Genomic DNA, 25,617 nt, shown 5'->3' on the forward strand with positions numbered 1-25,617 from the left:
GCTAGCGCCGCTCCACGGTGGCGGGATCCACCCTGGTGGGCGTGGACTCTCCGGTCACGAAGCGCTCCGCTCCGGTGGCGATCGCCCGGATCGTATTGGTCAGGTGGTCGAGGTCCAGCGTCTCGATTTCGTCGCTGACCTGGTGGTAGTCGGTGTCCACATCGATCGGCGTGGTCGAGATGGAGTGGGCGGGCACGCCGAGGCGCGCGAGCGTGGCGTTGTCCGAGCGGTAGAAGAGGTTCTGCTCGGGGTAGGGATCCGCGTAGAACGTATAGGGCGTGCCCTGCACGGCCTCCTGCAGCAAGGGTCCGAAGCTCGACCGCTCGAAGCCCGTGATCCAGGCCGTGTTGGGCCCCTCCACCGCCGGCTTGCCGATCATCTCGATGTTGAACATGGCCACGATCTGATCGGGATCCAGCTGGCTGGAGTAGTAGCGCGATCCGTAGCCGCCCCCTTCCTCCGCGGTGAAGGCCGCGAACAACAACGAGCGCTCGGGCGTGCCCCGGGACGCGAAGTAGCGGGCCAGCTCCACGACCGCCGTGGTGCCGGACGCGTCGTCGTTGGCACCGTTGGCGATGGAGTCCCCTTCCACGGCAGGGCGAATGCCGATGTGGTCGTAGTGGGCCGAGAACAGCACGAACTCGTCCGAGCGTCGACCGGGGAGCATGCCCACCACGTTGACCAGTGGCTCCTCGGTGATCCGGGCCGCGGCCGTGACTTCATAGGTGGGATCGGTCCCGTCCCAGACGGCCAGCACCATGCTGGGCTGCTGCGCGTCGCCCAGCGTGCGCACCGGTCGTTCGAAAAACCCAGCCAGCGCGGCGACCAGGTCCGCACGCGCGGACGGGACCAACATCAGCGCATCTCCGCTGACTGAGCGAAGCCTGCCCATCGCCGACTGGAGGTCGTCGGCCGGGTCCACACGCACCACCTCCACGTCGCCCGTCACCCAGGCCAGGGCCGGCGCTCCGGCGCGAACGCGGAACTGTTCGGGAGCCAGAGCCTGACCGTCGAGCACCACGTGCGCCTCGCCCGGCTCCAGGCTGCGCACGGCGAACCGCTGCTGGTACCCTCCCTGTAAACCCTCGAGGCCGGCCTGCTCGAACTCTCTGGCAAGGAAGTCGGCGGCCCGCAGGGCGTCATCGGTGAAGGCGCGTCGCCCTCGCATGCTGTCCGCAGCCAGGATCGACAGCACCCGCTCGGCGTCGGCTCGCTCGATGACGGATGGATCGGGCGGCGCCAAGGAGGCCTCGTCCGAGGGACCACACCCGGCGGCCAGCAACAGAAGCGCGAGGTGGAGCGGGGCAGCGGCACCAGGACGACGGTGGATCACGGAAGCCTCGGGTATAGGATCCAGGCGGGGCGGGTGCCCGCGCCGGTGCAGGGCAGCGTAGACGGCGGTGCAAGCGTGTGGCAAGTCGGATCCGGCCACCCCCCGTCCCGATCCGCAGGGGAGTGGGAGGCGGGCCACCGGCCGGGCCGCCGGGGCCTGCCCAAGATCTTTGTTGCCTCGCACCGGGGCCCGGGACACCTTGGAAACAGGGAACGGAGGCCGGGAGGGCCCATGGCTAGCAACGAAGGGAAGCGCGAAGAGGATCTTCGTAACCTGCTCACCGACGCGGTCGAGGTGCAACTCGCCACCCTCAGGGCCGGCATCGGCTTCTGGAGCGAGTGGATCGAGAAGACCACGGAGTTCGTGCAGTCCGCCAGTCGCATCCTGAGCGAGATCAACTCCGAGGAGCAGTCCGCCCGGGACCTGGTGCTCGAGCTGGTCGACGCCAGCCGGGCCAGCGCGCGCGCGCTGACCGAGATCCCTCGCCACACCGCGACCCGTTTCATCGAGGAGCTCGATCGGTTCGACGCCGAGAAGGCGTCGGCTCCGAAGTCCGCGCGGGCCAGCGCACCCAAGAAGCGGAAGACCGCCGCTCGCTCCGCCCCCCGCGCCCGGCGGGCCGGACGCGCCAAGCCCTGACGTCCGCTGAGTCGCGGTGAACGTCTCCGCCGCCCCCGAAGGCCTCATCCTGGCGGAGGGGTTCGACCAGGAGGTCGACGACCTCAAGCGCTACCTGCGCACCTGGATCGATCGCAGCAGTGAAGAGATGAAGCCGATGCTGGAGTGGCAGTTCCTGGGCCGCTCCAAGTACTTCAGGCCCGTCACCCTCTTCGCGTGTCACACCGCCATGACGGGGCAACCCGTGGGGCCGGAGGGGATCCAGGCCGCGGCCGCCATCGAGATGGTGCACAACGTCTCGCTGATCATCGACGACATCCTGGACCGCTCCCGCTACCGCCGCGGCGTGTTGACCCTGCACTGTCGCTTCGGGATGCTCCCCGCGCTCATGGCGTCAGGCTACATCGCGGCCGACGCGTACGAGATGGTCAACAGGATCGCGTTCTCCGTGCGACGCGTGGCAGAGGTGTTTCGTCGGCTGGCTGCCGCGGAGACGCTGCAGTGGCGCTTGCGGCGACACCCGCTCGGCGTGGAGGACTGGCGCGTGATCGCCGGTGAGGACACGGGCAGCATGTTCGAAGCCTGCGCCTGCCTCGGCACCGGAGACGAGTCGCTGCGTCGCTTCGGACACCTGCTCGGCATGCTTTACCACGGCTGTGACGACGTGGGGGACGTGAAGGGCGCCGTGGCGTTGGGGGGTGGTGGTGAGGAAGACCTGCGGGACGGGATCCTGACCTTGCCTGCCGCGCTCGCCATTCGCGATCCGGACACCGCGCTGCTGTTCCGGGATCCCACTCCCGAGGGGCTGCAGCAGCTGCTCGCGCGGATGGAGGCGTCCCTGCCCGAGGCCGAACGGTACCTGGATGCCATCGCCTCCGAGGCGGAAGCGGAGGCCACGCGCGTCGCACCGCACCCCGCTCCCTTGCTCCGCCTGGTCCGGAACACCCGCCTGCTGTCGGCGTGAAGGTTGGACCCGCGAGAGAACAGCTTCCCTAGGCCTGGGCGCTGACCCGCAGGTGTGCAGGACCGCTGGTGCGGGGGTCCTTCATGCGTGTGCGTAGGGGCAGCCGCATCCACTTGGACGTGAGATCAGCCATCCAGCGCGCGTGCCAGGCGGGATCCTCTGCCAGCGAGCTCCACCAGCCGCTCTGCCAACGCAGCATATCCCCGATCACCGAGCTCTTGGGCAGGCGCCCCGTCAGCAGGGAGGTGGCCATGCGCCCTCCCTCGGACACGAACTGGCCGAGGCTCTTGGCCCAGAGGCGAGCGACCGTCTCCAGCGGGCGAACGTCGACGCCGCCGAAGGCCGCTCCCCCACTGCGTGCGAACGTGGCATCGTCCATAGCCAGCGAGCACCCCCGCGCCACCACGCTCAGCCAGAAGTCGGCGAAGTGGGGGTTCCGCATCGTGCAGGCGACGAAGTCCACATAGGACATGGAGGGATCGAAGTAGGATCGGTAGGCACGCTCGTAGGCGGAGAGGGAGCCGGCGTCGCGACGGCCCGTCTCCAAGGCCTTCAGCAGCACGGGCGCTCCCAGCAGCGCCGATTCTGCCGCGGGCGTGATGCCCTCGCCGGTCATGGGATCGACGAAGCAACCGGCGTCGCCGACGAGAATGCCACCCTCGAAGTGGTTGATGCCGTGGCCACCGTACGTCTTGACCGTGCCGCCGATGGGCTTGGAGGCCAGGCGCAGCCCTGCGCAGCCCGGATGCATGCTGCGGAGCTTGTCCAGGAAGGAGCGGAAGAGGGCGGGGATGCTGATCGCGCGCCGGTCGCGTGTCTCGGCCAGCAAGCCCACTCCCACGTTGGCGCGTCCGCCCGCCATGGGAAACATCCATCCGTAGCCGGGGAAGAGCTCCCGGTCGAAGACAAAGGCCGCTTCGCCGTGCTCCAGCTCGATGCCCTCGACGTAGGCCCGCTGCGACACCGCCATGTGGCGGGGATCATCGACGCCGAGGCCGAAGGAGCGTGCCACCGTCGAGTGGACGCCATCCGCTCCGACCACCAGCGCAGCGCGGACCGAGCGCGCGTGTCCGTTTTCGGTCCAGTGCACCAGCAACTGGTCTCCGGCCCGCTCCACGGACTGGACCGCACAGCCTTGGAGTACCCGGGCCCCCACCCGGGCCGCGCTCTCCAGCACGCGCACATCGAGCACGTCGCGCGGCACGATGTAGCCGTGTTGGGGGAGGTGGGCCTGTCCGCGGTAGAACGGAATGCGTTGCCGGTACGCACTACTTCCGTTCAGGAAGAGATTCACGTGGGTGATGGCCAGGGGATCGTCGGCCTCGAGCGCGCCCAGGCACCCCATGGTCTGGAACAGCCGCAAGCCGCGGGGCTCGACGAAGTCGCCGCACACCTTCTCGCGCGGGAAGCGGGCGCGGTCCAACACCCAGGTCCGCACGCCTTCGCGGGCCAGGGCCCACGCCATGACGGCTCCGGCGGGCCCGCCCCCCACGACCACCACGTCGGGACGGCGGGTCTGGGGCCGACCGTTCCTAGTCACGCTCCAGCAGGAGGTCGCAGACGATCCAGGGTGGTCCGGCGGGGCTGTCCTGCAGTCCGGCCAGGGTGAGCCGGTAGGAGTGGCCCTGGACCTCGAAATCCACCGGATCCCCGACGTGAAGCTCCCCACGGAGTGGGTGATCGAGGAAGGGAAGTGGGCGCGAGCAAACCAGCAGCTCGGCATCCGGGATGACGCTGCCGCACTGCGAAGTCGGTGCGACCTCGACCGTTACGAAATCGCGGGAGCGCGGCGTGCGCACCGCCAACAAGAGGTCGCCCAGGATGGCGAACGGCTCCTGCCCGGGGGCGTCGACGACGGTGGCATTCCAACGTGCGCTGGACATGGGGCCCTCCTGTCGGAAGGACTCGGGACTCCACTCCAGGAACGCTACCCGTGCCCGGCAGCGACGGCAAGAAAAATCAAAACGCTTGACCGCCTCGCGCCTGGAAGGTACATGAACAGTATCCACCGAACCGGAGGGTCGACATGGCCTACAATGTCCATGTCCTCAGCATGCCCGGTGTCGACATCGACCATCTCCCCCAGGTCGATGTGGACGTCGATGACCTGCCTCCCGTCGACGTCGCATCGCTGCCGGATCTCACCATCACGGAGATCGGACCGATGGGTCCGCTCACCCTGGCTGGAATCCCCGACCGCTACACGGTCGCGATCAGCGCCATCCCGGACCTCAATCTCCGCATCCGGGAGATCCCGCAGATCCGGGCGCACATACCCGCCAACTTCCGACTCGGCATCTCGGTGCTGGGCGTGGAGTTGGCCGCCCTGCACCTGTGCGGCGAGGCCCAGGTCATCACCGAGCCGTTCCAGCCCAACCCCTGTGAGCGCTGTGGCACGCCACCGCGCACCTCGCTGCCGGGCCAGAGCGTGACCGCGGTGCTCCGGCTGCAGGACACGGACTGACATGGCGGGCGCGGCGCCCACGGTGCGGCTGTCCGGACCGCCGGACCGCCTGTCCGCGCTGGTGGCCGTCGAGAGCACCCGCAGTCGCGTCTTCCCGGTGCGACTCAGGCTGAACAAAGACGCCTCCATCGCTCGCCTTCGCTTGAGACCCGTCGCTCCCGGAATGAGCGAGGCCCGCCTGCGGCTGCCTGCAGACACGGCTCCCGGGCACTATTCCGGCGAGGGCGAGGTGCAGCAGGAGCACTGGAGCATCGAGCTCGACGTCGAGGCCCGTGAGCACCTGAGTGTGCATCCCAGACGGACCCACGTCCGCGGTGCACCCGGAGAGCGTGTCGAGTTCCGGCTCACGATCATCAACGACGGGAACGTGCCGCAGACGCTTCCGGAGGCGGCAGCGTTCGACCTCGACGATGCCGAAGGGCAGGACCGCGCCCTCGGGCGTACGCTGCGGGCCGAGCTCTCCGAAGGCGAGAAGCGCGTGGATCGTCTCTTCGAGGAGTTGCGTGCGACCCACGGCGGAGAGGCGCGCATCACGGTGAAGGGCGGCGGGCCGCTGCAGCCCGGTGAGAGCGGGGAGATCGAGTGTCTGCTGGATCTCCCCACGGGAGTGCGCGAGGGGCATACCTATCTCGGTGGATGGCGTCTGGGTGCGGCGCACCCGCTGGTGGTGGTGGACGTCACGCCGGCGAGCGGACCCAGGAGGCGAGGATGAACGCACCGCAGAAGAACGCCGATCTCGACGCCTTGGGCGCGACGCTCACCACGCTGTTGCAGGCGCCCTTCCAGGTGGCCGCGGCCTTGACCGGGGTTCTGGCCCGGCGCTCCCGCGACAGCTGTGAGATCCCGCCGCCCTGCTGGGAGCCACAGCCTGCCGGGTCCTGCACCTTGACGCTGACGCCAGGAAGCACCGGCACCCTCCGCATCCGTGTCTCCAACTGCGGCTGGAGCCGTCATCTGGTGGGCATCACCGCATTGGGTCGTTTGGCGAGCGTGAGCACGCACCAGCCCACGACCCTCGCGTTGGGTCCCCACGAGCGGGCCACCTTCACCGTCTCGGTGCAGGTCCCCAAAGGCGTGAAAGCCGGCGAGGACCTGTCCGGCATCCTCATCGTGCGGGGGTGTCGCGATCACTACGTTCAGGTGACGGTGCGCGTGGCGGAATGCGCGCAGCACGCGTGTTGCGACGTGCAGATCGAGGACTGTGCCGATCAGATCCACCATTGGTATGAGCACTTCTACTGTCCCCGACCCTGCCGCACTGCCGTGACGCTGCGAGTGCCGACCGATGGCTGAGGGATCCGAGCTCACGGATGCGTTCCGCAGGGCCATGGAGGCGAACGCTCGGCTCTATCAAGGCTGGGTGAACCTCTCCGTCGAGTACCTGCGCTCGCTGACCGAGATCTTCGACGGTCAGACCGCGGCACCACCAGGCGCTCCCGCCGAAGCGACCGCTGAGTCGCTGAGCGGCGTGCTGGTGCTCGAGCACGAGGCCGGGCAGGCCGCTGAAGGTGCGTTTCTGGTCACCAACGACCTGGGGCGCACGTTGAGCTGCGCGTTCCGCGCCTCGTCCTTCCAGCCCGGCGAGGGAAAGGCGGTGCGCGCCAAGGTGTCGTTCGAGCCTGCGAAGGTGGACCTGGAGCCAGGCGAGCAGCGCGTGGTGACGGCCCAGGTCCTGGTGCCCGAGTCGCTCGAGCCCGGGGTCGCCTACACAGGCACGGTCGGCATCGAGGGGATGGACAAATTCTCGGTGCCGGTGGTGCTCCGTCGCCTGCACGAAGTGACAGAGTCGCCGATCGAGCAGGCGCAGCCGGCGCCGTCCCGGACGCGGGGCCCGACGACCAAGGCCGCTCCCTCGCGGGCCAGTGCCAAGAAGGCCACGCGGAAGAAGGCCACCAAGAAGAAGGCGGCCAAGCAGAAGGCCACCAAGCGGGGTCCCCGCTAGGGAAGCCCGATCCGGGGGGGCTCTCGATCGGGGGCGCGGGCCCTTTTCCGAGCCCACCCCCGTCGATCGCGCGGCCCTGCTGCAGCGACGCCTCACCTCGGGGTTCTGCTGAGACGCCGGTTCCCCACCGTCTGAAGCCGGTCCCGTTCTTGCCACCTGGTCGGGGACGCCCGCGCGTTCCACCCACGGCCCCGCCTGATGATCCAAGCCGCTGCCGGCCCCACCGCACGCCCTGCTTCGACGTCGAGTCGACGGGTCGGCAAGGACGTGCTGGAGTTCCTCGTCGAACTCTCGGTGGCGGTGCAGCGCTACTCCATCTATCCGGCCAACCATCCGACCCTGGCTCCGGCCGCCGACGCACTCCTGACCCGCCTGGCCAAGCTCCTCGAGGAAGACGTGCAATTGTCGCTGGGCGTCGCCCACCGGCAGCTCGTGGTCGATGGCGCCGCCACCGATGACCATCATCCGATCCTCGCGGATCTGGCGGGACGGCTGCATGCCCAACACATCGGCGCCATCCAGTTCACGCTGGACGTGGAACGCGCTTCCCTGGTGGGGCTCCTCAGCGTCCTGGCCCAAGGGGACGACGATCCCATCGGCCTGCGGGCCGTGTCGGCGATTCCGGCCTGGCCCGGACTGACGCTCCACCCGGTCGGGTATCAGAACCTGACGCTGAGCGACGACCAACAGGCCGCCGGCGGCGATCAGGTGATGCAGCTGTGGCTGGGGCTTGCTGCAGCCGCCATGGCGGGGGAGACCGGTGCTGTGGAGGGCGACGAGATCCCGACGCCCGCGTTGGTGGCCGCGCATCTCCGCGGTGAAAAGGCGCAGGCGTACGACGAGGCCGTCGTCGGATATCTGTTGCAGATCGCCGATCGCTTGGCGGAAGGCGGCGCGGACGTGGATCCGGTGCGGCACCGCATCCGCGCCCTGGTGGAGGAGTTGGATCGGGGAACCTTGCGTCGCATCCTCGAGATGGGGGGCGACCCCCAGCGCCGGCGACTGATCGTGCGCCAATGCTTTCGTGGGCTGGGCGGTTCGGCTTCGATCAAACTGCTGGAGGCGGCGGCTGCCACATCCGGTCAGGAGATCTCCACGCTCATGATGCGGATGCTGACGAAACTGTCGCTGCATGCGGACAAGGGCAGCGAGGCCATCCGGCCCAAGGTGACGCATGCGGTCCGGGACAGTGTGGATGAACTGCTGGGGGAGTGGTTGCCGGACGGCACCAGCCCCCAAGGCTATGTCCGCATCCTGGACGAGTTCTCGCGCACGGCGCCGCTCGATCGATCGACACGGGGTCGCACGCTCAAGCGCTCGGCCTCGTCGCTGATCCAGATGGCCATCGAGGTGGACGGCTATGGCGAAATGGTCGAACAGGCCGTCGACGAGCTGCTCCTGAAGGGGAGCCTCGAGCAGGTGGCTCCGTTGGTCGAAGGCGAGTTGAAGACCACAGCCGCCCGGAGGATCCGCGCGCGACTGGCCAGTCCCAAGCAGATCGACGCGCTCGAGCAGGTGGAGCACATCTCCGAGGAGGCGCTGGAGCGCCTGGTGGACCTGGTCGGCGCCGAAGCCTCAGCCGCGCCCTTGCTGCGTCTGCTCTCCGAGACGTCTTCCCGAGCGCTCCGCCGCACCGTTTTCGACCGCCTGACGCACATGAGCGCCGCCGTGGGGCGGGCCATCACGCCCTTCCTGGAGGACCCGCGCTGGTACGTCGTCCGCAACATGCTGGAGCTGGTCGCCGCCCTCCCGGAGCGGCCCCAGACGCTGAGCATGCTGCGCTACGTGTCACATGAGGATCTGCGCGTGCGCCGCGCCGCCCTCCCGCTGGCCCTGCAGGAGCCGGGAGCGCGTGCCAGGGCGCTGAGCCTCGCGCTGCAGGAAGATGATGAGCGCATGGTGCGCATGGGCCTGTTGGAGCTCAAGCAGGAGCTGCCCGCCGCGTTGGTGCCCACCATCATCGAGCGCTGTGTACGGGACGACGAACAGTCGGTCTCGCTGCGCCTCCTCGCCATTCGCGTGATCGCGCAGAGCCGAGACCCGGCCGTGCGCGACGCCCTGCTCGAGCTGGCCGCGGGGAAACGCACGCTCTTTGGAAAGCCGCGCCTGGCCTCGCTCGACGGATCGGATGGCGAGGTCGTGCGCACCGCGCTCTCTGTGTTGGTACAGGAGTGGCGGCACGATCCGCTGGTGGCGCCTCTCCTGCGCGCGGCCGAAAAGGTGAAGGACGTCGACGTCCACAGCATCCTGGAAGGGGCGGCCAACCTGTTGGAGGGTGTTGGGGATGCCAGCGATCCAGCGGACCACGCGACGGGCCCCGACCCGGAGGAGGGCGCGTGAGCGAGGCCGTGACCGCCCCCCCGGACTCTGGCGCCGCTCCGCGTGCCGCGGACCCGTCCGCGCAGGCGCCGGTCCAAGCGGCCCGCTTTCTCAGCGCGCTCGCACAGGCGGTCTCGGCCCGTGCGCTGTATGCGCAGGAGCACCCCGCCGTGGATCGGGCCGTGCGGGCCGCCCACAGCGAGTTGGCCGCCCTGCAAGGCGTGGTGCCGAAGCCGGTCTTCACCTTCCTGGGCAGCGATGTGCTGTTGGGAGGCCGACCGCTCAAGACGTTGCGCGCTTGGGAATGGGGGCCCCGCCTCTCCGGGGTCGGTGTCCAGCGCTTCGAGTGTCACGGTCCGGTGACGCGTCCCGATCTCGGACGTTTCGTCGAGTCGCTCCATGTTCGCCTCTCCGATCCCGAGGCGGTGCCGCCGCCGCTCGAGCCGGATTCGACCATCCGCTTCGGTGCGGTGGGGCTCAAGAAGGCCGGCGGGGCGCTGGCCGATGCGGCGGCGGAGATGATCCGCTATTCGCTGGCGGAGGAGATGGCCACCATGGAGTGGCTCGACCAGGAGTGCCGGGCGGGAAGCCGCCTGCACATGGTGGAGGTCGAGACCCTGGTGCGCTCCTTGGCCGTGGCCATGCACGCCGACTGGGAGATGATGATCCCGCTGGTCGAGCTCAAGCGCTACGACCAGTACACCACGACGCACTCGCTCAACATCGCGGTGCTGGCCATGGCACTGGCGGAGTTCCTGGATGTGGACAGTGGCGACGTGCGTCGTCTGGGCGTCGCCGGCCTGCTCCACGACATCGGCAAGACCCGCATCCCCAAGGCGCTGCTCGACAAGGGTGGGAAGTACACATCGGAGGAGCTGACGGTCATTCGCCGTCACCCGTCGGATGGGGCGCGTATGCTGATCGAGCGACAGGCCAACCTGGATCTGGCCGCCACCGTCGCCTACGAGCACCACATCCGCTTCAACGGGGGCGGCTACCCCAAGCGGCGCTTCAAGCGCGCCTGCCACCCCGCGTCCGACCTCGTGCACGTCTGCGATGTGTTCGACGCCCTGCGCACGCACCGGCCTTTCCGCCGCGCCTGGGGGCACGACAAGGTGCTGGCCTACATCGAGCGGGGGCTGGGCACGGAGTTCGACCCGGAGCTGGGGCGCTCGTTTCTGCAGATGATGGACCGCTGGGGGCCGCGGCTACGGAGGGTCATGGCGCGGGAAACGGCCGCGCCGCGGGAGGGCCAACCTCGGGCGCCGCTCGGACCCACCGTGTCCGATACAGCCCCCAGCCGCTGAGCAGCACCGCCGGGATCCAGAGCGCCAGCCCGGGGAGCGCATCGGTAGGCCGCATCACGCCGCTCGCCACCATGGTACCGAGCAGCCCGGCGTCGACGGCGCTCACCAGCCCGGCGTTCACCCAGAAGCCGCTCCGCCGTCCGCGCCAGTTCAGCGTGATGGCCACCAGGAAGACGGTCGCACCGATCACCAGCAGGTCCCAGCTGTGCTGCGCAAGCACAGCGCTGATGGCCGCGCCGTCCACACCGCTCAGCGACGGAGACGGAAGGCCCGTGGCTACCAGCGCGAGTAGCCCGGCGGGCCCGTCCCCGCTCAGCGTCCCGAGCATCGCGACGGCACCGACCACATGAAGGAGCCCCCAGAGCGCGAAGAGCACCGCCCCCGCGCGAGACGCTCGCCCGCTCACAGCGCGGCCTCCAGACCCAGGGCCCGCCGGGCGATGCCCATCTGCCCCACGTGATACCCCTCGTGGGCGGCCAGGCCCGCGAGCGTCTTCCGCAGCTCGTCTCGGGAGAGATCGGCATCCGCCAGGAGGGGCATGATCGCGGCATTGAGCGCCGCGGCCCGATGCACCAGTTCATCCCAGTCGGCACCGTCGGTGGCCGGCATGCTGCGATCCACGCCTCGGTAGCCCGCCGCCGCCGAGAGGTCCCACAGCGTGGGGCCACCCAGCGCGGTCAGGACCTCCTGCCGCCAATACACGATGTGTCCGAGGATCCACGACATCCGATTGCCCGCCTCTGTGAAGGGAGCCTTGGCCTGCTGCGTTTCCACGCCCGCCAGGACGCGCGTCAGGAAGTACTGATTGGCGCCGTAGACGGACGCGATCACTTCGTTCGACAGGTCGGCCATGGCCGTCTCCTCGGTGGGCGGTTGGTGCACGCTCGGGCGCTGCCCGGCTGCAGAGGAGTCTCTCGACCGCGTCGGACTGGTCCAACGAGCCGTCGCTCCGCGGCGCCTCCCTTCTGCGAGCGGCGCTCCGGGACCGACGAGTGGCCCAGGGAGAGCGGCCGGCCCTGAGCTCCGCCGGTGATCGGCCACGGGGACCGGGTGCAGTCCCCCTGGGGCCGTTCGGCGTGACGGCGTTGCCGTTGGGCGCGCCCGCGGTACAGCTTCCCGCCTATGCACGCCGCCTCCGATCGGATCGAGCCCGGCGACGCGTCGCCCGGCTGGGCGCTGCGCTGGCCCAACCTCACGCATCTCGTGGGCTGGCTGGTGTTCGGGCTGGTGTTCTTCCTGGCCGTGCTGCCGTTCATGGCCCAGCCGGAGGACGGCGTCGCGGGCCTGACTGCCCTGAAGGCGGCCTGGGCCCTGAGTGGATGGGCCCTCTCCACCGGGATGGGTTGGATCTACCGACGGGTCCGCTTGGACGAGCGGGGGCCTGCAGCGACGGTCGGGTGGGCTCTCTTCGTGGCGGGCGGCGCCACGGCGGTGTGGATGCTGTTCCTGGGCGGAGCGTCCGTCGTGGCGACGGGGTCCACGGCGGCCATGTGGGGGGGCTCCTTCCTGCCGTTCGTGACGTCCAACCAGCTCTTCATCCTCTTGGCTTGGACGGGTGGGTGGCTGGCCCTCCGATACTGGAGTCGCTCACAGTGGGAGGCGCGCCGCTCTCTGCTGGCGTTTGGAAACGCACGAGATGCACAGCTGGCCATGCTGCGCTATCAGTTGAACCCCCACTTCCTCTTCAACGCGCTGGCCTCACTGCGGGCCCTCATCAACGAGGACCCGGGGCGCGCCCGGGAGACCGTCTCGCGTTTGTCGGACTTCCTGCGCTACACGCTGGGGGTACGCGACCGGCTCGAGGGGCCCTTGTCAGAGGAGCTAGACGTGGTGCGGGCCTACCTGGACATCGAGCGCGTGCGCTTCGAGGAGCGTCTGGACGCGACCATCGACGCGGATGGGGCCATGGAGGAGCGAGCGATCCCCACGTTCCTCCTACACGCTCTCGTCGAGAACGCGGTGAAGCACGGCGGTTCCCCGGACGGGCGTCTGTCCATTCGTATCACCGCGCGCGGTGATGGCAGGGATCTGGTGTTGGGCGTGGCCAACACGGGGACCCTGGGAGCTGCCACGAGCACCGAGGGTGGCATCGGGCTCGCCAACGTGCGTGCCCGCTTGGAGGCCACCTACGGCCCCGCGGCGACGCTGCGCCTCGTGCAGGACGGCGCCTGGGTACGGGCTACGGTGCGCGTCCCGAGCGGAGCGTCCTGATCATGCCCCGGCGCACGGCCGTGGTGGTGGAGGACGAGCGCCTTCCGCGCGAAGAGCTGTGCGCCATGCTCGGTGCCGAGGGCATCGAGGTCGTGGGTCAGGCGGCCACGGTGGACGAGGCCGTGCGCATCATCGGCGCCAAACGACCCGATCTGGTATTCCTGGACATCCAACTCGGACGCGAGTCCGCCTTCGACGTGCTGGAGCACTCGGATGAGCCCTTCGACGTGATCTTCGTGACCGCCTACGACCAGCACGCGGTGCGGGCGTTCGAAGTAAATGCGCTCGACTACCTGCTCAAACCGGTCAATCCGGAGCGCTTGCGCGAGGCGTTGGGCCGCCTGGAATCGGAGGAGGCGATCACGGGCCCGGACGCGCTGGAATCCCTGGCCCCCGACGATCGGCTGTTCTTGAAAGTGGGTTCGAAGTGGCGCTTTCTGCGCATCGATACCATTCGCGTCATCGAGGCCTCGGGCGACTTCACTCGCGTCCGGTTGTTGGACGGGGCGGACTTGTTGATCGGGAAGTCGCTACGGGAATGGGAGGCACGTCTTCCCGACCGTCTGTTCGTGCGCATCCACCGCTCCACCATCGTCAATCTGGACCAGGTGCGGCGCATCGATGAGTGGTTCAATCGCACCTTCCAGGTACACATGGAGGGTATCCCTGAGCCCTACGCCATGAGTCGCCGCTACGCGGCCCGACTGAAGCACTAACAGGTCGCTGCGCAGCGGTCCAACGGTCCGCAGCGGTTCACGGTTCCGGGGCCGCCCGGCGCCCGTTGCAGCCACCGAAGGGCCTCCCGGTACCGCTCGGCGTGCGCTCGTTGGAGCGCCATCCCCTTGCCTTCATCGTTCTCGCAGCCGGGGGCGCCCCGTCGGCGCTCCGACGCGAGAGGCCGCGGTGGCCGCCAGGAGTCGACCGGGGACGAGGAGGGCGGATGGGGGCGTTGAAGCAGGACGTGAGCGACGCGCTGCGGGGGATGTGGCGGCAACCCGGCTTCGTTGCCGTGGTCGCTGTTTCGTTGGGAGTGGGATTGGGTGCGGCCGGTGCAGTCCTGTCCCTGGTGGATGCCGTGCTGATCCGTCCGCTCCCCTATCCGGAGGTGGAGCAGGTCTACGGCGTGTGGTTCAAGTCACCGAACTTTCCCGGTGGGTTGGACCGCGTGCGGCAGTCGCCGGCCACCTTCGTCCATCTGCGCGACCAGAACCGCACGTTCGCAGCCGTCGCGCTGGCAGATGCCGCCATGGCCACCATCGATGACGGCCAGCGTGTCCGACGCGATCCGTCGGCGTGGGTTACCGCGGATCTCTTTCGCGTGTTGGGCGTGGAGGCAGAGCGCGGGCGGGCGCTGGACGAAGGCGACAGCGCCCCCGGCGCCGAACCAGTGGTGGTGATCAGCCACGACTACTGGGCCACCCGCTTCGGCGCGCGGACGGACGCCGTCGGATCGTTCCTGGACGTCGATGGAGTGCGGCGGCGCATCGTCGGCGTGCTCCCTCAGGGGGTGCGTTTCCCCGAAACCCAGACCGGCCTGTGGCTTCCTCTGACCATCGACCCCACTCGGCTGGAGGGGTCCGACTTCGTCAACACCGGCTACGTGCGGTTGCGACCGGGAGTCGACCTCGCCACTGCGGACGCGGACTTCATGCGCATGGTCGACCTCCTCCCGGAGACCTACCCCACCTTCTTCCCTCGCCCCTTGCTCGCGCGTCTCCAGCTCTCGTCGTTGTTCGTGCCCTTGAAGGACGAATTGGTCGGTGACGTGCGTCAGCCACTTCTGGTGGTGCTGCTCGGCGTGGGGGCGGTGCTCGTGATCGTGGCGACGAACGTGGCCGGTCTGTTCATCGTGCGAAACGCGAGCCGCCTGCATGATCTGGCGGTGCGAACGGCGGCCGGTGCCCCGGTGTCCCGCGTGGTGCGGGCGGTCCATACGGAGGCGCTGGTCTACGGACTGGTGGGTGCGCTCCTGGGCCTGGTTGGGGCGTGGGGCACCCTCGGCCTGCTCCGACGGGTGGGCGCGGGCGTGATTCCGCGCATCAGCGAAGTGGGCCTGGGACTGCGGCCCACACTGGCCATCCTTCTGGTCGCGCTGGCGCTGAGTGTTGCTGTCGCCAGCTTCACGCTGGTCCGGCTGCGCGCGCTCGATCTCGGAGCCGCGCTGCGTGCGGGTGGGAAGTCGGTGGGCCCAGCCCGGCGGACGGTGCGCCTCCGCCGCCTGCTGGTGGCCGCTCAGGTGTCGCTCGCCGTGGTGCTGCTCGTCAACACGGGGCTGCTGCTCCGCACCGCCCGCGGGCTGCAAGCGGTGCCCTTGGGTTTCCAGACCGGCCAGCAGCTCGGCCTGCGCGTGTTCCTCCCAGAGAGGGACTATCCCAGCTTCGACGACGCGCGTCGCTTCCACCACGAGACCGTCGATGCGCTGCTCCAGCTGCCCGGCGTGGAGGCGGCGTCCGCCGCCAGCTTCCTGCCCCAGCGCGACGGGCGTGTGTTCGTGCCGTGGCAGGTCGAGGGAGATCTGGCCACCGCCGACCTCCCCACACCGCGACTCCTGGTCGCTGTGGATGCCGGCTACGCAGAGGCGCTCGGGATCCCGGTTCTGGAAGGACGCACGCTGACGCGACAGGACGCGCTCACGGAGCAGCCCGTGGTGGCGGTGAGCCAGGCCTTCGCGGAGACGTATTGGCCGGGACGAAGTGCGTTGGGGCAACGCATCCGATCCGGATCGCAAGGGCCCTGGTTGAGCGTGGTGGGAGTGTTGGGCGACGTACGGCAACGAGAGTTGGCTGAGCCTCCGCCGCCCATCGTCTACGCGCCCCTCGTCGAGTCGGCCAGCACCGCGCGTTGGAGAGAGATGAGCTTCGTGGTGCGGGCGCCCGATCCGGAGCGCCTGATCCCCGTGGTGGGAGACCTCATCGGCGCCCGCGATCGATCTGTCCCTGTCTACGACGTCGAGACTCTCGACCACACGCTGGGCGCCGTGACTGCGCGCCTCCGCTACACGCTCTGGTTGACGCTAGCGGCCGCGGTGTCGGCAGTCTTTCTGTGCGCGGTGGGGCTGTACGGTTTGCTGGCTCAGGTCGTGACGGAGGGGCGGCAGGAGATGGCGGTTCGTCTGGCGCTGGGCGCGACGAATCGATCGGTCCAGTCGCGAGTGCTGCGCCAGGCCCTGGGGGTCGTGGGCGCGGGAATCGGCGCCGGCCTGCTGGCGACCGCCTTCAGTACCCGGGTGCTGAGAAGCCTCTTGTTCGATGTGTCGACCACCGACCCGGCCGCGATGGGGGCGGCGGTGACGTTGCTCGTGGTCGTGGCCTTGGGCGCGGCCTGGTTGCCAGCCCGGAAGGCGGCGGCGTTGCCCCCGGCGCTGATCCTGCGTGAGTCGTAGCGCCGCGGCCTCGCGCCCCTACATCCCCGACACCACGCTCCAGCCCTGTTCGAAGGCGATGTCGCGCGGAATGCCCATACCGTCGAGCTTGTCCAGCTCCGCCTGCAGATCAGGTGGCACCACACCCTTCTCGGCCATGAGTCGGGCCACTCCGTCGTAGTCGCCGTCGCCCTGGAGCTGGAGGATGAGCGCACCCAGGGCGTCGACTGCCGCTTCCATGGCCGCGAAGTCCACCCGGTAGCGGCCGGTGGCATCGTCCCGGCTGAAGGCGCCCCGCTCACGGAAGTAGTTGAAGGTGACCATGTTGGCTTTGCCGTGCGCATCCGCTGCCCCGAAGCGTACCGAGCGGAACAGACCCGCCATGAACGTGGTGTAGTTGTCCTCCACGGAGCCTTCACTGAGTTCGCCGCGGTCGTAGAGCTGCTTGACCATGTAGAGTCCCACCACATCGGCCTTCTCCTCCTCGAGTGCCGAGGTGTGGTCCTTCAACGCTTCGCGCACGGTGCCCTTTCCCGTGATGGTGTTCTTGATCCCGAGCCCGTGCGCGACCTCGTGGAACATGGTGTTGGCGAAAAAGGCATCGAAGGTCACATGGGCCTGCTGCTCTTCCACCACCAGGGCGTCGGCGATGGGAACCATGATGTGGTCGTACTTGGCCTGCATCGCGTTCTTCAGCTGTAGCCGTCGCGTGCCCTTGGCCAGCTGCACCGCTTCGTCGTTGGGGAGGTTGATGGCGATGGTCTTGCTGCCGGCATTGGCCTCTCCCGCTACATAGACTGCGTCGTAGGCATTCAGGTCGGCGTCCGTGCCCGGCGTCTCCGCCTTGTAGCGTGGATCCACGGGCAAGCCGCGCTGCAGGTCCGGTAGGAAGGCTGCGAAGCGGGCCAGTCGCTCACTCCACTCCATGTCCTTGATCAAGACGAAGCCCTCGAAGGCGGCCTTGTAGCCGAAGAGCGCATCCTCGTACGTCTCGATGGGCCCGATCACCACATCGATCGGGTTGTTCTTCATGTCCATCCACGCCATGTCACTGGCTTGATAGTCGTCCACCAGCATTGCGTCCGCGCGCAGCCGCAGGTACTCGCCGAATTCGGGGTCGGACGAGAGTCCGGCCGCCTCCCGCAGCTTGGCCGCCGCAGCCGCGACCTGCGGCGCCAGGGCCTGGTGGTAGGGCACCGCAATCAACTGTCCCGCTTCGTTGCGCCGCACCAGCGTGTAGAGGTCCTTCAAGGCCGGGTCGGCGGCGGCCGCCGTCTCGAACTCCGCCACGGTCATGTCCGCCGGGTAGAGGTTGGCGCCCGGGGCCTTGGGCCCTACGGCCTGCAGGAAGGGCTCGTTGTCCCGCAGTCGGTCCCAGGGACCGAGGTTGATCTCGATGTAGCGCTCCGCCACCGGATCGCCCTTCGCCAGGGCCATGGCATCGGTCTTGTCCCCATAGGTCTGCACCCAGAACGCGTCGGTCATGCTCGGCATGGCCTCCATCAGCAACCGGACCACCTGGCGGTCGCTGTCCGACAGCTGCGAGAGATCGGACGTGAGCCGCACGGTGGCGTACTGGTCCACGAGGGGCTGGAGCGGTGAGGAGGACTCGCGGGGCACCTCGCCCGCGGGCGCGCAGGCAGCGATGGCCAACAGAGCGGTGGACGCGAGCGGTGCGCGGGCAGAGCGGGGCATGGCAGGTCCTCCGGGACGCAGTCGGGACTGCTTCCAAGGTGGGGACAGGCGGTGGGGCGTGGAAGGTGGAGGAGGCGCCGGCCTCGGGAGCGCACTCGGCCGAGGCGTGGCGCCTTGCCTGGAACCGCCGCTCCGGCGCCTGGGCGGAGCTTTCACGAGGCGGGGACCGCGGCCTACCTTGCCCGCTGTGTCCGGCAACCCGGGGGGCGCCTCGCAGCCCGTCCGGTGCGCCGCGCCCCTCGTGACCCCAGATCGGTCGAGTCGGCCCCCGCATGAGCGCTTCTGATCCCTCTCTCCACCTCGTCCAGGACTTCGTCCACGTGTGGGGGCGCGACGAGCTCAAAGGCGCGCGCGCCATCGTGGAGCACGACGCGCTGACCACGGGGGTCGCCGCGATCGAGGCCAGCCTGCGACGGGCGCCGGCCCGGTCCACGTTGTTGATCGGGGCACCCGGAGTGGGCAAGACGTCGTACACGCTGATCCTGGCGCGGCGCCTTCGCAAAGAAGGCGGCGTGGTGTTCGAGGCCACCGCCTCGGACCTGATGGCGGGTCAGTCCTACGTCGGCCAGATCGACGAGCGCATCAAGAACCTCGTGCAGACCATGCGCTCCTCGCCCAAGATCCTGTGGGTGTGCCCCAGCTTCCATGAGCTGGTGTGGGCCGGTCGCCACTCGCAGAGTCCGATCGGCATCCTGGAGATGCTGCTGCCCCACCTGGAGTCGGGTGCGCTGCGCATCGTGGGAGAGACGTCGCCGGCGGCCTACGAGTTGATGATCCGGCTGGTGCCCAAGCTCCGCAGCGTCATGGAGCCCCTCCGCATCGAGGCAGCCGACTCGGAGCTCACCCAACACCTGGCGGTCGAACGCTTCAGCGGCAAGTCGCGCGCTCCCATCCCGCGGGACGTGATCCGAGAGGGTGCCCGACTGATCGACCAGTTCCTGCTGGCGCGCGAGAACCCGGGCCGCCTGCTGGACGTGCTGGAGACCACCAAGCAGCGGCTGCTCACCGAAGCAGGTTCCACCGCGCCCGTCACGCTCGACGACGTGCTCACCACCGTATCGGCGCGCACCGGCCTTCCCGTCGAGATCATCGACGACCGCCGGCAGATGAACCTGGCCGAGGTGCGGAGCTACTTCGAATCGAGGATCCTGGGGCAACAGGAGGCCGTCTCCGCGGTTGTCGAGCGGATCTCGCTCACCAAGGCGGGCCTGACCGATCCGACCCGGCCGCTGGCCGTGTTCCTGTTCGTGGGGCCCACCGGGACCGGCAAGACGGAGATCGCCAAGGCGTTGGCGACCTACTTCTTCCAGTCGCCCTCGCGGCTGCTTCGCTACGACATGAGCGAGCTGGTGGATCCGTCCGCGCTGGACCGACTGCTGGGCGTGGCAGGAGCGGTGGCCGACCCGTCGGCGCTGGTGACCCGCATCCGGGAGAACCCCTTCTCGGTGATCCTGCTGGACGAGTTCGAGAAGGCGCACCCCATCGTGTGGGACCTCTTCCTGCAGCTCTTCGACGACGGGCGACTCACCTCACGCGACGGAAGCACGGCCGACTTCCGCAACGCCATCATCATCATGACGTCCAACCTGGGCGCCGCAGATGCGCACTCGTCGGGCTTGGGCTTCGCGAACGACGGTGCCCGCTTCGAGCCCTCGACCATCCGTCGCACGCTGGAGACGACGTTCCGTCCGGAGTTCATCAACCGGATCGACCGTGTGGTGGTCTTCCAGCCGCTCAGTCGTCCCGTCATGCGCAAGCTGCTGGACATCGAGCTCAAGAGCGTCTACGAACGCCGCGGCCTGAGGCGGCGAGGCTGGGCCATCGAGTGGGACGAAGCCGCGCTCGAGCACCTGCTGGACCAAGGCTTCAGTCCCACGCTGGGGGCGCGCCCGCTCAAGCGCGCGGTCGAGCGGCTGTTCCTGGCTCCGCTGGCCGAGGTCATCGTCGAGCATCGCGCGCCGGAGGGCGAGCAGTTCCTCTTCGTGCGTCTCAAGGACGGAAGGTTGGACGTGGAGTTCGTCGATCCTGACGCGCCGGCCGAGGCGTCGGCCTTTCCGCCTGCTTCGGCCGATGCCTCGAGACCGCACACGCTCGAGTCGGTCGCGCTCGACGGCGAGGGCCGAGCGAGCGAGCTGACCTTCCTCGCCCAGCGCTATGGGGAGCTCGTCGCGCACACCACGGCGTCAGGATGGGCAGAGCGCAAAGCGGCTCGTCTGGCGGCCATGTCCGAGTCAGGCTTCTGGGAGCGGCCGGATCGTTTCCTCACCCTGGGGCTGGCCGAGTACATGGACCGCGCCGAGGCTGCGCTCAGGACCGCCGGGTCGCTGCTGCAGCGCCTCCGTCACACGTCCACCGCTCCGCGCGCGTTGGTGCGTCGCCTCGGAGAGTTGCTCTACCTGATCCGCGAGGCTACCGAGGAGATCGATAGCGGTGCGCTGGGCGAGGTGTTTCTGCAGGTCCGGGCCGCCCACGATCCGCAGCGTACGCTGGAGTGCAACCAGGCGGCCCGACAGTTGGCCACCATGTACCGGCGCTGGGCGGAGAAGCGCCGCATGAAGGTCCAGGTGCTGGCCGAGGGTCAGGACGCGGGTGGTCGCTGGGAGTGCTTGCTCGGCATCAGTGGCTTCGGTTCACAGCGCATCCTGGAGCGGGAGACCGGACAGCACGTCTTTGAACGTGCGACGGGGCCGGAATCGGCGATGAAGATCCGCGCCGCGGTTCTGGTGGCGCCGCAGCCCAGCGGGCCCGCCGAGGGCGCGCGCGAGGCGGAGCGCACCGCCCGGCGGCTGCTGGAGGAAGCTTTCAGGGAGCAGCCCACCACGATTGTCCGGCGTTACCGCGACGCGCCGGACGCCCTGGTGCGGGATGCGGGGCGAGGGTGGAGGAGCGGGAACCTGGCCGCGGTGCTGGACGGCGACTTCGACTTGATGGGCTGAGCATGTCGGCACCTGCGCAGGTACTGGGTGCGTTAGCGCGCCCAACTCTCCGAACGCCAGCCTTCAGGGATCCGACTCCTCCAGCTTCCGGAGAATAGCGTCGGCCTCCGCGCGGGCGTCCTCTTCAGAGGGCGTGGGGATGCCGAAGCCCGCCATGCGCGACCAGAGGACCACCTCGGCCGCGCTCGGATCATGGAAGCCGGGGAGGCCCAGATCCTGGATTTCGCAGGCCGCGTCGTAGGCGGAGACCTCTCCACGCGCGTAGCGCTGCAGGATGGGAAAGAAGCGCTCGTCCGGGGGTGCCAGGTCCCACTGTCTATCGCTCGGTGGGGTCACGATCCGCCACCCACGCCGTCACAGCCGCCAGGGGCTTGCGGCTCGTTGTGGTCGTGCGCGTAGGTCGCTCCATCCCAGCGCCAGACGCCGAAGCAGAAGCCGGGTCCGCCGATCAGGAGGTCGGCGAAGCCGTGGCTGCGTGTGGGTAGGACCTCGGCGATCAGACCCGGCAGGCCGAGATTGGGGCGGAGCACGCCGGACGCGTCGCGCACGAACACCAGCACCGACGTGCCGGCCATCCCCGACACGCATGTGTTGCCGAAGTCCACCACGATCTCGGGAGCACCGTCCCCGTTCAGGTCCTCCGTCCGAACCTGATGGTCGAGCGGCTGTCCGCAGGTGGCGTCGACGAGCGCGCTCCCCGCTGCGTTGGTCGTGACGGCCAACGTGCGCAGGATACCCAGACGGTCCTCCTGGCTGAGCGCGGGGCCATCCGGAGGAAAGAGCAGGGCCAGGGCCGCCTGGTCGGACGGGTTCACGGCCGACCCCGCGGTCTCGACGGGGGGCGGCTCGCCGCCGCACGAAGTGGTTGCCCAGACCACGGTTGCGAAAGCGACTCGACGGAGAGAGGCGGGCCGCGCCGGAGGCCGGAGAAGGAAAGCGAAGGGCCGCAGCGTCATGGCGCCTCGGGGGATGGGCGACCTGGCGAAACCGCTCGGACGCTCCCCAATGTACGCGGTCCCGGCGCAGGCTCACCAGAACGGCCACCCCCCACCCGGGTCCACACCTCATGCGGCTCCCCCACCCGTCTCGGCTCATGGGTCGCGACTTCCTGGTGCTCCTGGCGCACAAGGCTGCGCTCCAGCACCTGGGCCGGCGGGTTCCGCCCGCGATCGACCTCCTGCTGGAGCGGGAATTCGAGCCAGTACCGCTCGGTGAGGACGAGGATCTGGTCCCCGTTCCCTACTACGAGATCGCTGAAGGTGGCGAGAACGACCCCGCAGCGTACCGACTGATCGACCCCCCGTTCACCGGGCCGGTGATCCCCTACCCCCAGCTGATCGAGCGACAGTTCGAGTTCCTGTTCCGGCTCGCCACCTCCGCGCTCGGGGAGGTCGGGCCGGCCATCGGGGGTCTGAGCGCCGTGCTCGCGACCGCGGTGCTGCAGCACCGCGTGGACCGGGGCTATACCTCCGCCAGGGTCCTGGCGGATTTGCTGCACCAGCACCGGTGGGCAGCGGGAGCTTCGATGGCGGCGGAACTGTTCCACGAGGCGATGCTGGGAAGTGGGCTGGACGGGAAACAAGCGCAGGCGACGCTACTCGCACAGGCCGCCAACCCCCGCTTCATCGAGGCTCGCGTGAAGGCGGTGCGGACCCACTTCGAGGAGGCCAACCAGGGTGCCACCTCTCTGGACGACTGGGCCGAGCGACTCTACCGGCTTCGGCCCCACCTCGAGGAGATGACGCTCTACCTGCGCTGGTCCGAGCTGGAGGGGACGGACCGTCGGCTCGGCCTCGTGCTGCACCTGATGTCCCTCACCGACGGACGCCTGCACGACCTGGCGGCCTTCGCGGAGCGCCAGTTGCTGTCTCCCGCCGAGGCGCCCGTCCTCTTCGATGGCTCACTGGAGAAGGTGCGGCTCACGGAGGGGCCCGCCGCGCTGCGGCAGGCGCTGGAGCAGGACTACCACCACGAGCGGCGCATCCCGCGCTTCTGGTACGAAGCCGCGCTGGGCGCGCTCGAGACGCCACCGGACCAATGGCCCGCACCTCTGCGCGCTATCGATCTGTACCGCGTCCTCAGCATCCGCTGTCTGGAGGAGTGGTCGACCGCCTGGGATGGCCGGGCTTCCGAGGCGATCATCGAAGATCCGGAGGCCGGGCTGCCCAAGGACCTGGCCGCGTCGCTCAACCGAGGATCCCGCCCCATCGGGGCTCTGGACCGGGACCCCGGCCCCCTTCCAGAACGGACGCGGATTCTCCGCCGGGACCACGAAATCGTGCGGGTGGGGGTGGAGCGCTTCTCGCTACCCGGGTTGAAAGAGGTCCCCTGGCTGTGGACCGCGATCGCGGACCAGGCCCCGCCCCCGCTGGAGGTGCTGCCCTTCGAGGACGAATTCGTGAGCGTCCCGCGGGTCCACGGATTCCGCGCGATCGAGCAGGCCCTGAGCGAGGCGTCGGCGATCGACCCGCCCTGGACGGGCGATACCTGGCCCTACTTCAAGACGCTGAGGCTCCAGACCGACTTCCTCCGCATCATGGCGACCTGTCCCGGGACGGGGGGCCAGCTGGAGGAGGATCAGGACCACGCGTTCAAGACCCTGAGTCGGCTCGTCTGGGAGGAAGGTGAGGAGCATGGCAGTGCGTACGCACGGGCCTTGGTGGACCGTTGGCATGCGCACCGCTGGGCTCCGGGCACGCAACTGGCGGGTCTACTCCTTTATCAGACCGTGCAGGACCCCAACCACGAGTCCTCGGTGCGCACCGAGGAGCGAATCAAGATCGAGAACAACGGCACCCTCATCAATGCGCGCATCCAGGGGCTGCAGGCGCGGATGCAGGCGATCAAGGAGTCGGTGACCACACTGACCGACTGGACGGAGGCGCTGTACCGCATCAGCCCCTATCTGCACGAGCTGCGCATCATGCTGGACCGGTCCGAGGGCGCGAGCGCCGAAGCCTGGCTGAAACGATTCCAGGACACCGGCGATCAGATCATCGACGTGGGCACGCTCAACCTGGGAACCGTCCTCTCGATGCTGACCGGCCGCAGCGACGCTCCCACCTGGACCACCAAGTGGCTGCGCGACATCCGCACCGAAGAGGGCAGCGTCAGTCAAACGTGGAAGCGGCTGGATCATCTGTACCGCGAACAAGTGACGTTCCCGAAGTTCTGGTATGAGCTGGCCGTGCAGCACGTGGACACCCCGCTCGAGAAGATGCCTGCGGCCCTGACCGCGTTGGACGCGTTTCGAGCGATCAGCATCGACGTGCTGGAGTGCTGGTCGGCCCAGCTCATCAACGCGCCCCGCAACCCCGACACGGAGGACGGATGAGCATCGACGCCAGCGGGCTCCTGTCGCCGGAGGAGCTCTGGCGGCGCCTCGCCACCCGAGCGGTCGATGCAATCGCGGCCGCGTGCCTGCTGCATCATATCCTGGCGCGAGGCACGCCCAAGCAGCGTGCGGCTCCGCCCACGCCAGCGCTGCAGGCGATGTTCCGGCGCGTGGTGGTGGAGGTCGGAGCGGGCGGGGATGTGCAGGAGCGGCTACTGTTGGGGCACCTCCTGGACGGTGAGTCCGAAACGGCGGCGCGGCGCTACGACGCGCTCAGCGTAGCGAACCAGGGCGAGCGGGCGGCGTTGCTGCGCCGGAAGGGAGCGCTGTTCCTGGCACTGGATCCCGCTCTCGCGCAGGCCGCCTTCGAGCGGGCGGTGGCCACGGCGCCCAGCGACGGCAACGCCTGGTTGGGGTTGTGCTTCGCACGGGAGCGCCTGGGGGACCGGAACGGGGGAAGGGAGGCGTTCGCGCAGGCCTCGCGCCATGGAGCCGACCTCAGCGTGATGGACGAGCCGGTGCCGACACTCACTCCGGAGAAGCGGACTCCACCCCCGGACGTGTTGGCGCGTATCCAACCGATGCGAGGGCGTGCCCTCGACGCGGCGGTCGAGCTGTTCCCCAAGGTGCGGGACCGGTTTCCCCAGCTGGCGCGGGCCTTTCCACTGGACGAAACGAAGAAGTGGGACCTGGTGGCGTCAGCCGCCATCGCCTGCTTCGCCTTCCACGAGTTCTATGACCCCGACAAGTACGACGGCGTCGTGCGCTCCCTGTTCGCGCCCGAGACGCGCCGCAAGACCTTCAGCCCCATCCCGCCGGCGCGCCAGCAGACGTTCAACCAGCTATGGGAAGCCCACGGCTACAAGTTCCTGATCGACTGCGGGAACTTCATGGCGGAGGTGACCGCCCCGCTCTGGAAGGCCGCGTCTGCCGGGGGAGTGTCGGAGCGTGAGGCGCGTGGCCTGAGGACCCGAGCGCAGGAAGCCGACGAGCGCCGGGCCGCCGAGTGGGTCATGGGCCGCATGCTCAACATCAGCGACTGCGACGAGCCTGAGCATCGGCTGGCCGAGTTGGGCAAGTGGCTGGCGGAAGCAGGAGCGGCGATCGGCGGCTGAACGGCGAAGAGGTGCCTG

At 69.1% G+C, this 25,617-nt stretch carries 22 protein-coding genes; 14 read left to right on the forward strand and 8 right to left on the reverse strand.

Annotated elements, in window-relative coordinates:
• Window position 1 precedes the first annotated feature (1 nt).
• Complete coding sequence (locus R3E10_10055) at window positions 2–1,333, reverse strand: M20/M25/M40 family metallo-hydrolase (GenBank protein MEZ4416092.1); 1,332 nt, start codon at window positions 1,331–1,333, stop codon at window positions 2–4.
• A 231-nt stretch (window positions 1,334–1,564) separates the two neighbouring features.
• Here R3E10_10055 and R3E10_10060 point away from each other — a divergent pair, with 231 nt between their 5' ends.
• Window positions 1,565–1,972: a hypothetical protein gene (locus tag R3E10_10060; GenBank protein MEZ4416093.1), complete on the forward strand. Its 408-nt coding sequence runs from the start codon at window positions 1,565–1,567 to the stop codon at window positions 1,970–1,972.
• A 16-nt stretch (window positions 1,973–1,988) separates the two neighbouring features.
• Entirely contained in the window at window positions 1,989–2,915 is a 927-nt protein-coding gene (locus R3E10_10065) for a polyprenyl synthetase family protein (GenBank protein ID MEZ4416094.1), read from the forward strand.
• Window positions 2,916–2,943: 28 nt separating this feature from the next.
• On the opposite strand, the gene R3E10_10070 is transcribed toward R3E10_10065, so the two are convergent.
• Together R3E10_10070 and R3E10_10075 are read right to left on the reverse strand one after the other, a co-directional pair.
• Entirely contained in the window at window positions 2,944–4,455 is a 1,512-nt protein-coding gene (locus R3E10_10070; protein ID MEZ4416095.1) for an NAD(P)/FAD-dependent oxidoreductase, read from the reverse strand.
• Complete coding sequence (locus R3E10_10075) at window positions 4,448–4,798, reverse strand: hypothetical protein (protein ID MEZ4416096.1); 351 nt, start codon at window positions 4,796–4,798, stop codon at window positions 4,448–4,450. The genes R3E10_10070 and R3E10_10075 overlap by 8 nt, the downstream gene beginning before the upstream one ends.
• Before the next feature lie 143 nt (window positions 4,799–4,941).
• Between R3E10_10075 and R3E10_10080 the strand changes: the two genes are divergently transcribed.
• The 6 genes from R3E10_10080 to R3E10_10105 all read left to right on the forward strand — a co-directional run bounded on the left by R3E10_10080 (window position 4,942) and on the right by R3E10_10105 (window position 10,947).
• On the forward strand, window positions 4,942–5,379 hold the full coding sequence (locus R3E10_10080; GenBank protein ID MEZ4416097.1) for a hypothetical protein: 438 nt from the start codon (window positions 4,942–4,944) through the stop codon (window positions 5,377–5,379).
• A 1-nt stretch (window position 5,380) separates the two neighbouring features.
• A complete protein-coding gene (locus R3E10_10085; protein MEZ4416098.1) occupies window positions 5,381–6,091 on the forward strand; it encodes a hypothetical protein in 711 nt (236 codons plus the stop codon).
• On the forward strand, window positions 6,088–6,672 hold the full coding sequence (locus R3E10_10090; GenBank protein MEZ4416099.1) for a hypothetical protein: 585 nt from the start codon (window positions 6,088–6,090) through the stop codon (window positions 6,670–6,672). The genes R3E10_10085 and R3E10_10090 overlap by 4 nt, the downstream gene beginning before the upstream one ends.
• Window positions 6,665–7,321 (forward strand): hypothetical protein, encoded by a 657-nt coding sequence (locus R3E10_10095; GenBank protein ID MEZ4416100.1) that lies wholly within the window; start codon window positions 6,665–6,667, stop codon window positions 7,319–7,321. The genes R3E10_10090 and R3E10_10095 overlap by 8 nt, the downstream gene beginning before the upstream one ends.
• 198 nt (window positions 7,322–7,519) lie before the next feature.
• The gene (locus R3E10_10100) at window positions 7,520–9,661 is read left to right on the forward strand and encodes a hypothetical protein (protein ID MEZ4416101.1); all 2,142 of its coding nucleotides are present in this window, start codon (window positions 7,520–7,522) and stop codon (window positions 9,659–9,661) included.
• Complete coding sequence (locus R3E10_10105) at window positions 9,658–10,947, forward strand: HD domain-containing protein (protein MEZ4416102.1); 1,290 nt, start codon at window positions 9,658–9,660, stop codon at window positions 10,945–10,947. The genes R3E10_10100 and R3E10_10105 overlap by 4 nt, the downstream gene beginning before the upstream one ends.
• Here R3E10_10105 and R3E10_10110 read toward each other — a convergent pair.
• Window positions 10,859–11,353, reverse strand: a complete 495-nt coding sequence (locus R3E10_10110) for a hypothetical protein (protein MEZ4416103.1) — start codon at window positions 11,351–11,353, stop codon at window positions 10,859–10,861. The genes R3E10_10105 and R3E10_10110 overlap by 89 nt on opposite strands.
• Window positions 11,350–11,799: a DinB family protein gene (locus R3E10_10115; protein MEZ4416104.1), complete on the reverse strand. Its 450-nt coding sequence runs from the start codon at window positions 11,797–11,799 to the stop codon at window positions 11,350–11,352. Before R3E10_10115 ends, R3E10_10110 begins: the two co-directional genes overlap by 4 nt.
• A 270-nt stretch (window positions 11,800–12,069) precedes the next feature.
• On the opposite strand from R3E10_10115, the gene R3E10_10120 reads away from it, so the two are divergent.
• The 3 genes from R3E10_10120 (at window position 12,070) to R3E10_10130 (ending at window position 16,540) form a co-directional block, all read left to right on the forward strand.
• Window positions 12,070–13,158, forward strand: a complete 1,089-nt coding sequence (locus R3E10_10120) for a histidine kinase (GenBank protein MEZ4416105.1) — start codon at window positions 12,070–12,072, stop codon at window positions 13,156–13,158.
• A 2-nt stretch (window positions 13,159–13,160) separates the two neighbouring features.
• A complete protein-coding gene (locus R3E10_10125; protein ID MEZ4416106.1) occupies window positions 13,161–13,874 on the forward strand; it encodes a LytTR family DNA-binding domain-containing protein in 714 nt (237 codons plus the stop codon).
• A 224-nt stretch (window positions 13,875–14,098) separates the two neighbouring features.
• Entirely contained in the window at window positions 14,099–16,540 is a 2,442-nt protein-coding gene (locus tag R3E10_10130; GenBank protein MEZ4416107.1) for an ADOP family duplicated permease, read from the forward strand.
• A gap of 18 nt (window positions 16,541–16,558) precedes the next feature.
• On the opposite strand, the gene R3E10_10135 is transcribed toward R3E10_10130, so the two are convergent.
• Window positions 16,559–18,214, reverse strand: coding sequence for a Zn-dependent hydrolase (locus R3E10_10135; protein ID MEZ4416108.1), 1,656 nt, complete (start codon window positions 18,212–18,214; stop codon window positions 16,559–16,561).
• A gap of 272 nt (window positions 18,215–18,486) precedes the next feature.
• Between R3E10_10135 and R3E10_10140 the strand changes: the two genes are divergently transcribed.
• Entirely contained in the window at window positions 18,487–21,150 is a 2,664-nt protein-coding gene (locus R3E10_10140; GenBank protein ID MEZ4416109.1) for an AAA family ATPase, read from the forward strand.
• Between the two features lie 63 nt (window positions 21,151–21,213).
• Here the strand turns inward: R3E10_10140 and R3E10_10145 are convergent, their stop codons facing one another.
• On the reverse strand, window positions 21,214–21,486 hold the full coding sequence (locus tag R3E10_10145; GenBank protein MEZ4416110.1) for a hypothetical protein: 273 nt from the start codon (window positions 21,484–21,486) through the stop codon (window positions 21,214–21,216).
• Window positions 21,483–21,965, reverse strand: a complete 483-nt coding sequence (locus R3E10_10150) for a hypothetical protein (GenBank protein MEZ4416111.1) — start codon at window positions 21,963–21,965, stop codon at window positions 21,483–21,485. The genes R3E10_10145 and R3E10_10150 overlap by 4 nt, the downstream gene beginning before the upstream one ends.
• 278 nt (window positions 21,966–22,243) lie before the next feature.
• Between R3E10_10150 and R3E10_10155 the strand changes: the two genes are divergently transcribed.
• Both R3E10_10155 and R3E10_10160 read left to right on the forward strand, forming a co-directional pair.
• The gene (locus R3E10_10155; protein ID MEZ4416112.1) at window positions 22,244–24,484 is read left to right on the forward strand and encodes a hypothetical protein; all 2,241 of its coding nucleotides are present in this window, start codon (window positions 22,244–22,246) and stop codon (window positions 24,482–24,484) included.
• Complete coding sequence (locus R3E10_10160; GenBank protein MEZ4416113.1) at window positions 24,481–25,599, forward strand: hypothetical protein; 1,119 nt, start codon at window positions 24,481–24,483, stop codon at window positions 25,597–25,599. The genes R3E10_10155 and R3E10_10160 overlap by 4 nt, the downstream gene beginning before the upstream one ends.
• Window positions 25,600–25,617 lie beyond the last annotated feature (18 nt).

This window comes from Gemmatimonadota bacterium, from assembly GCA_041390105.1.
GTDB lineage: Bacteria > Gemmatimonadota > Gemmatimonadetes > Longimicrobiales > Gaopeijiaceae > JAGQIF01.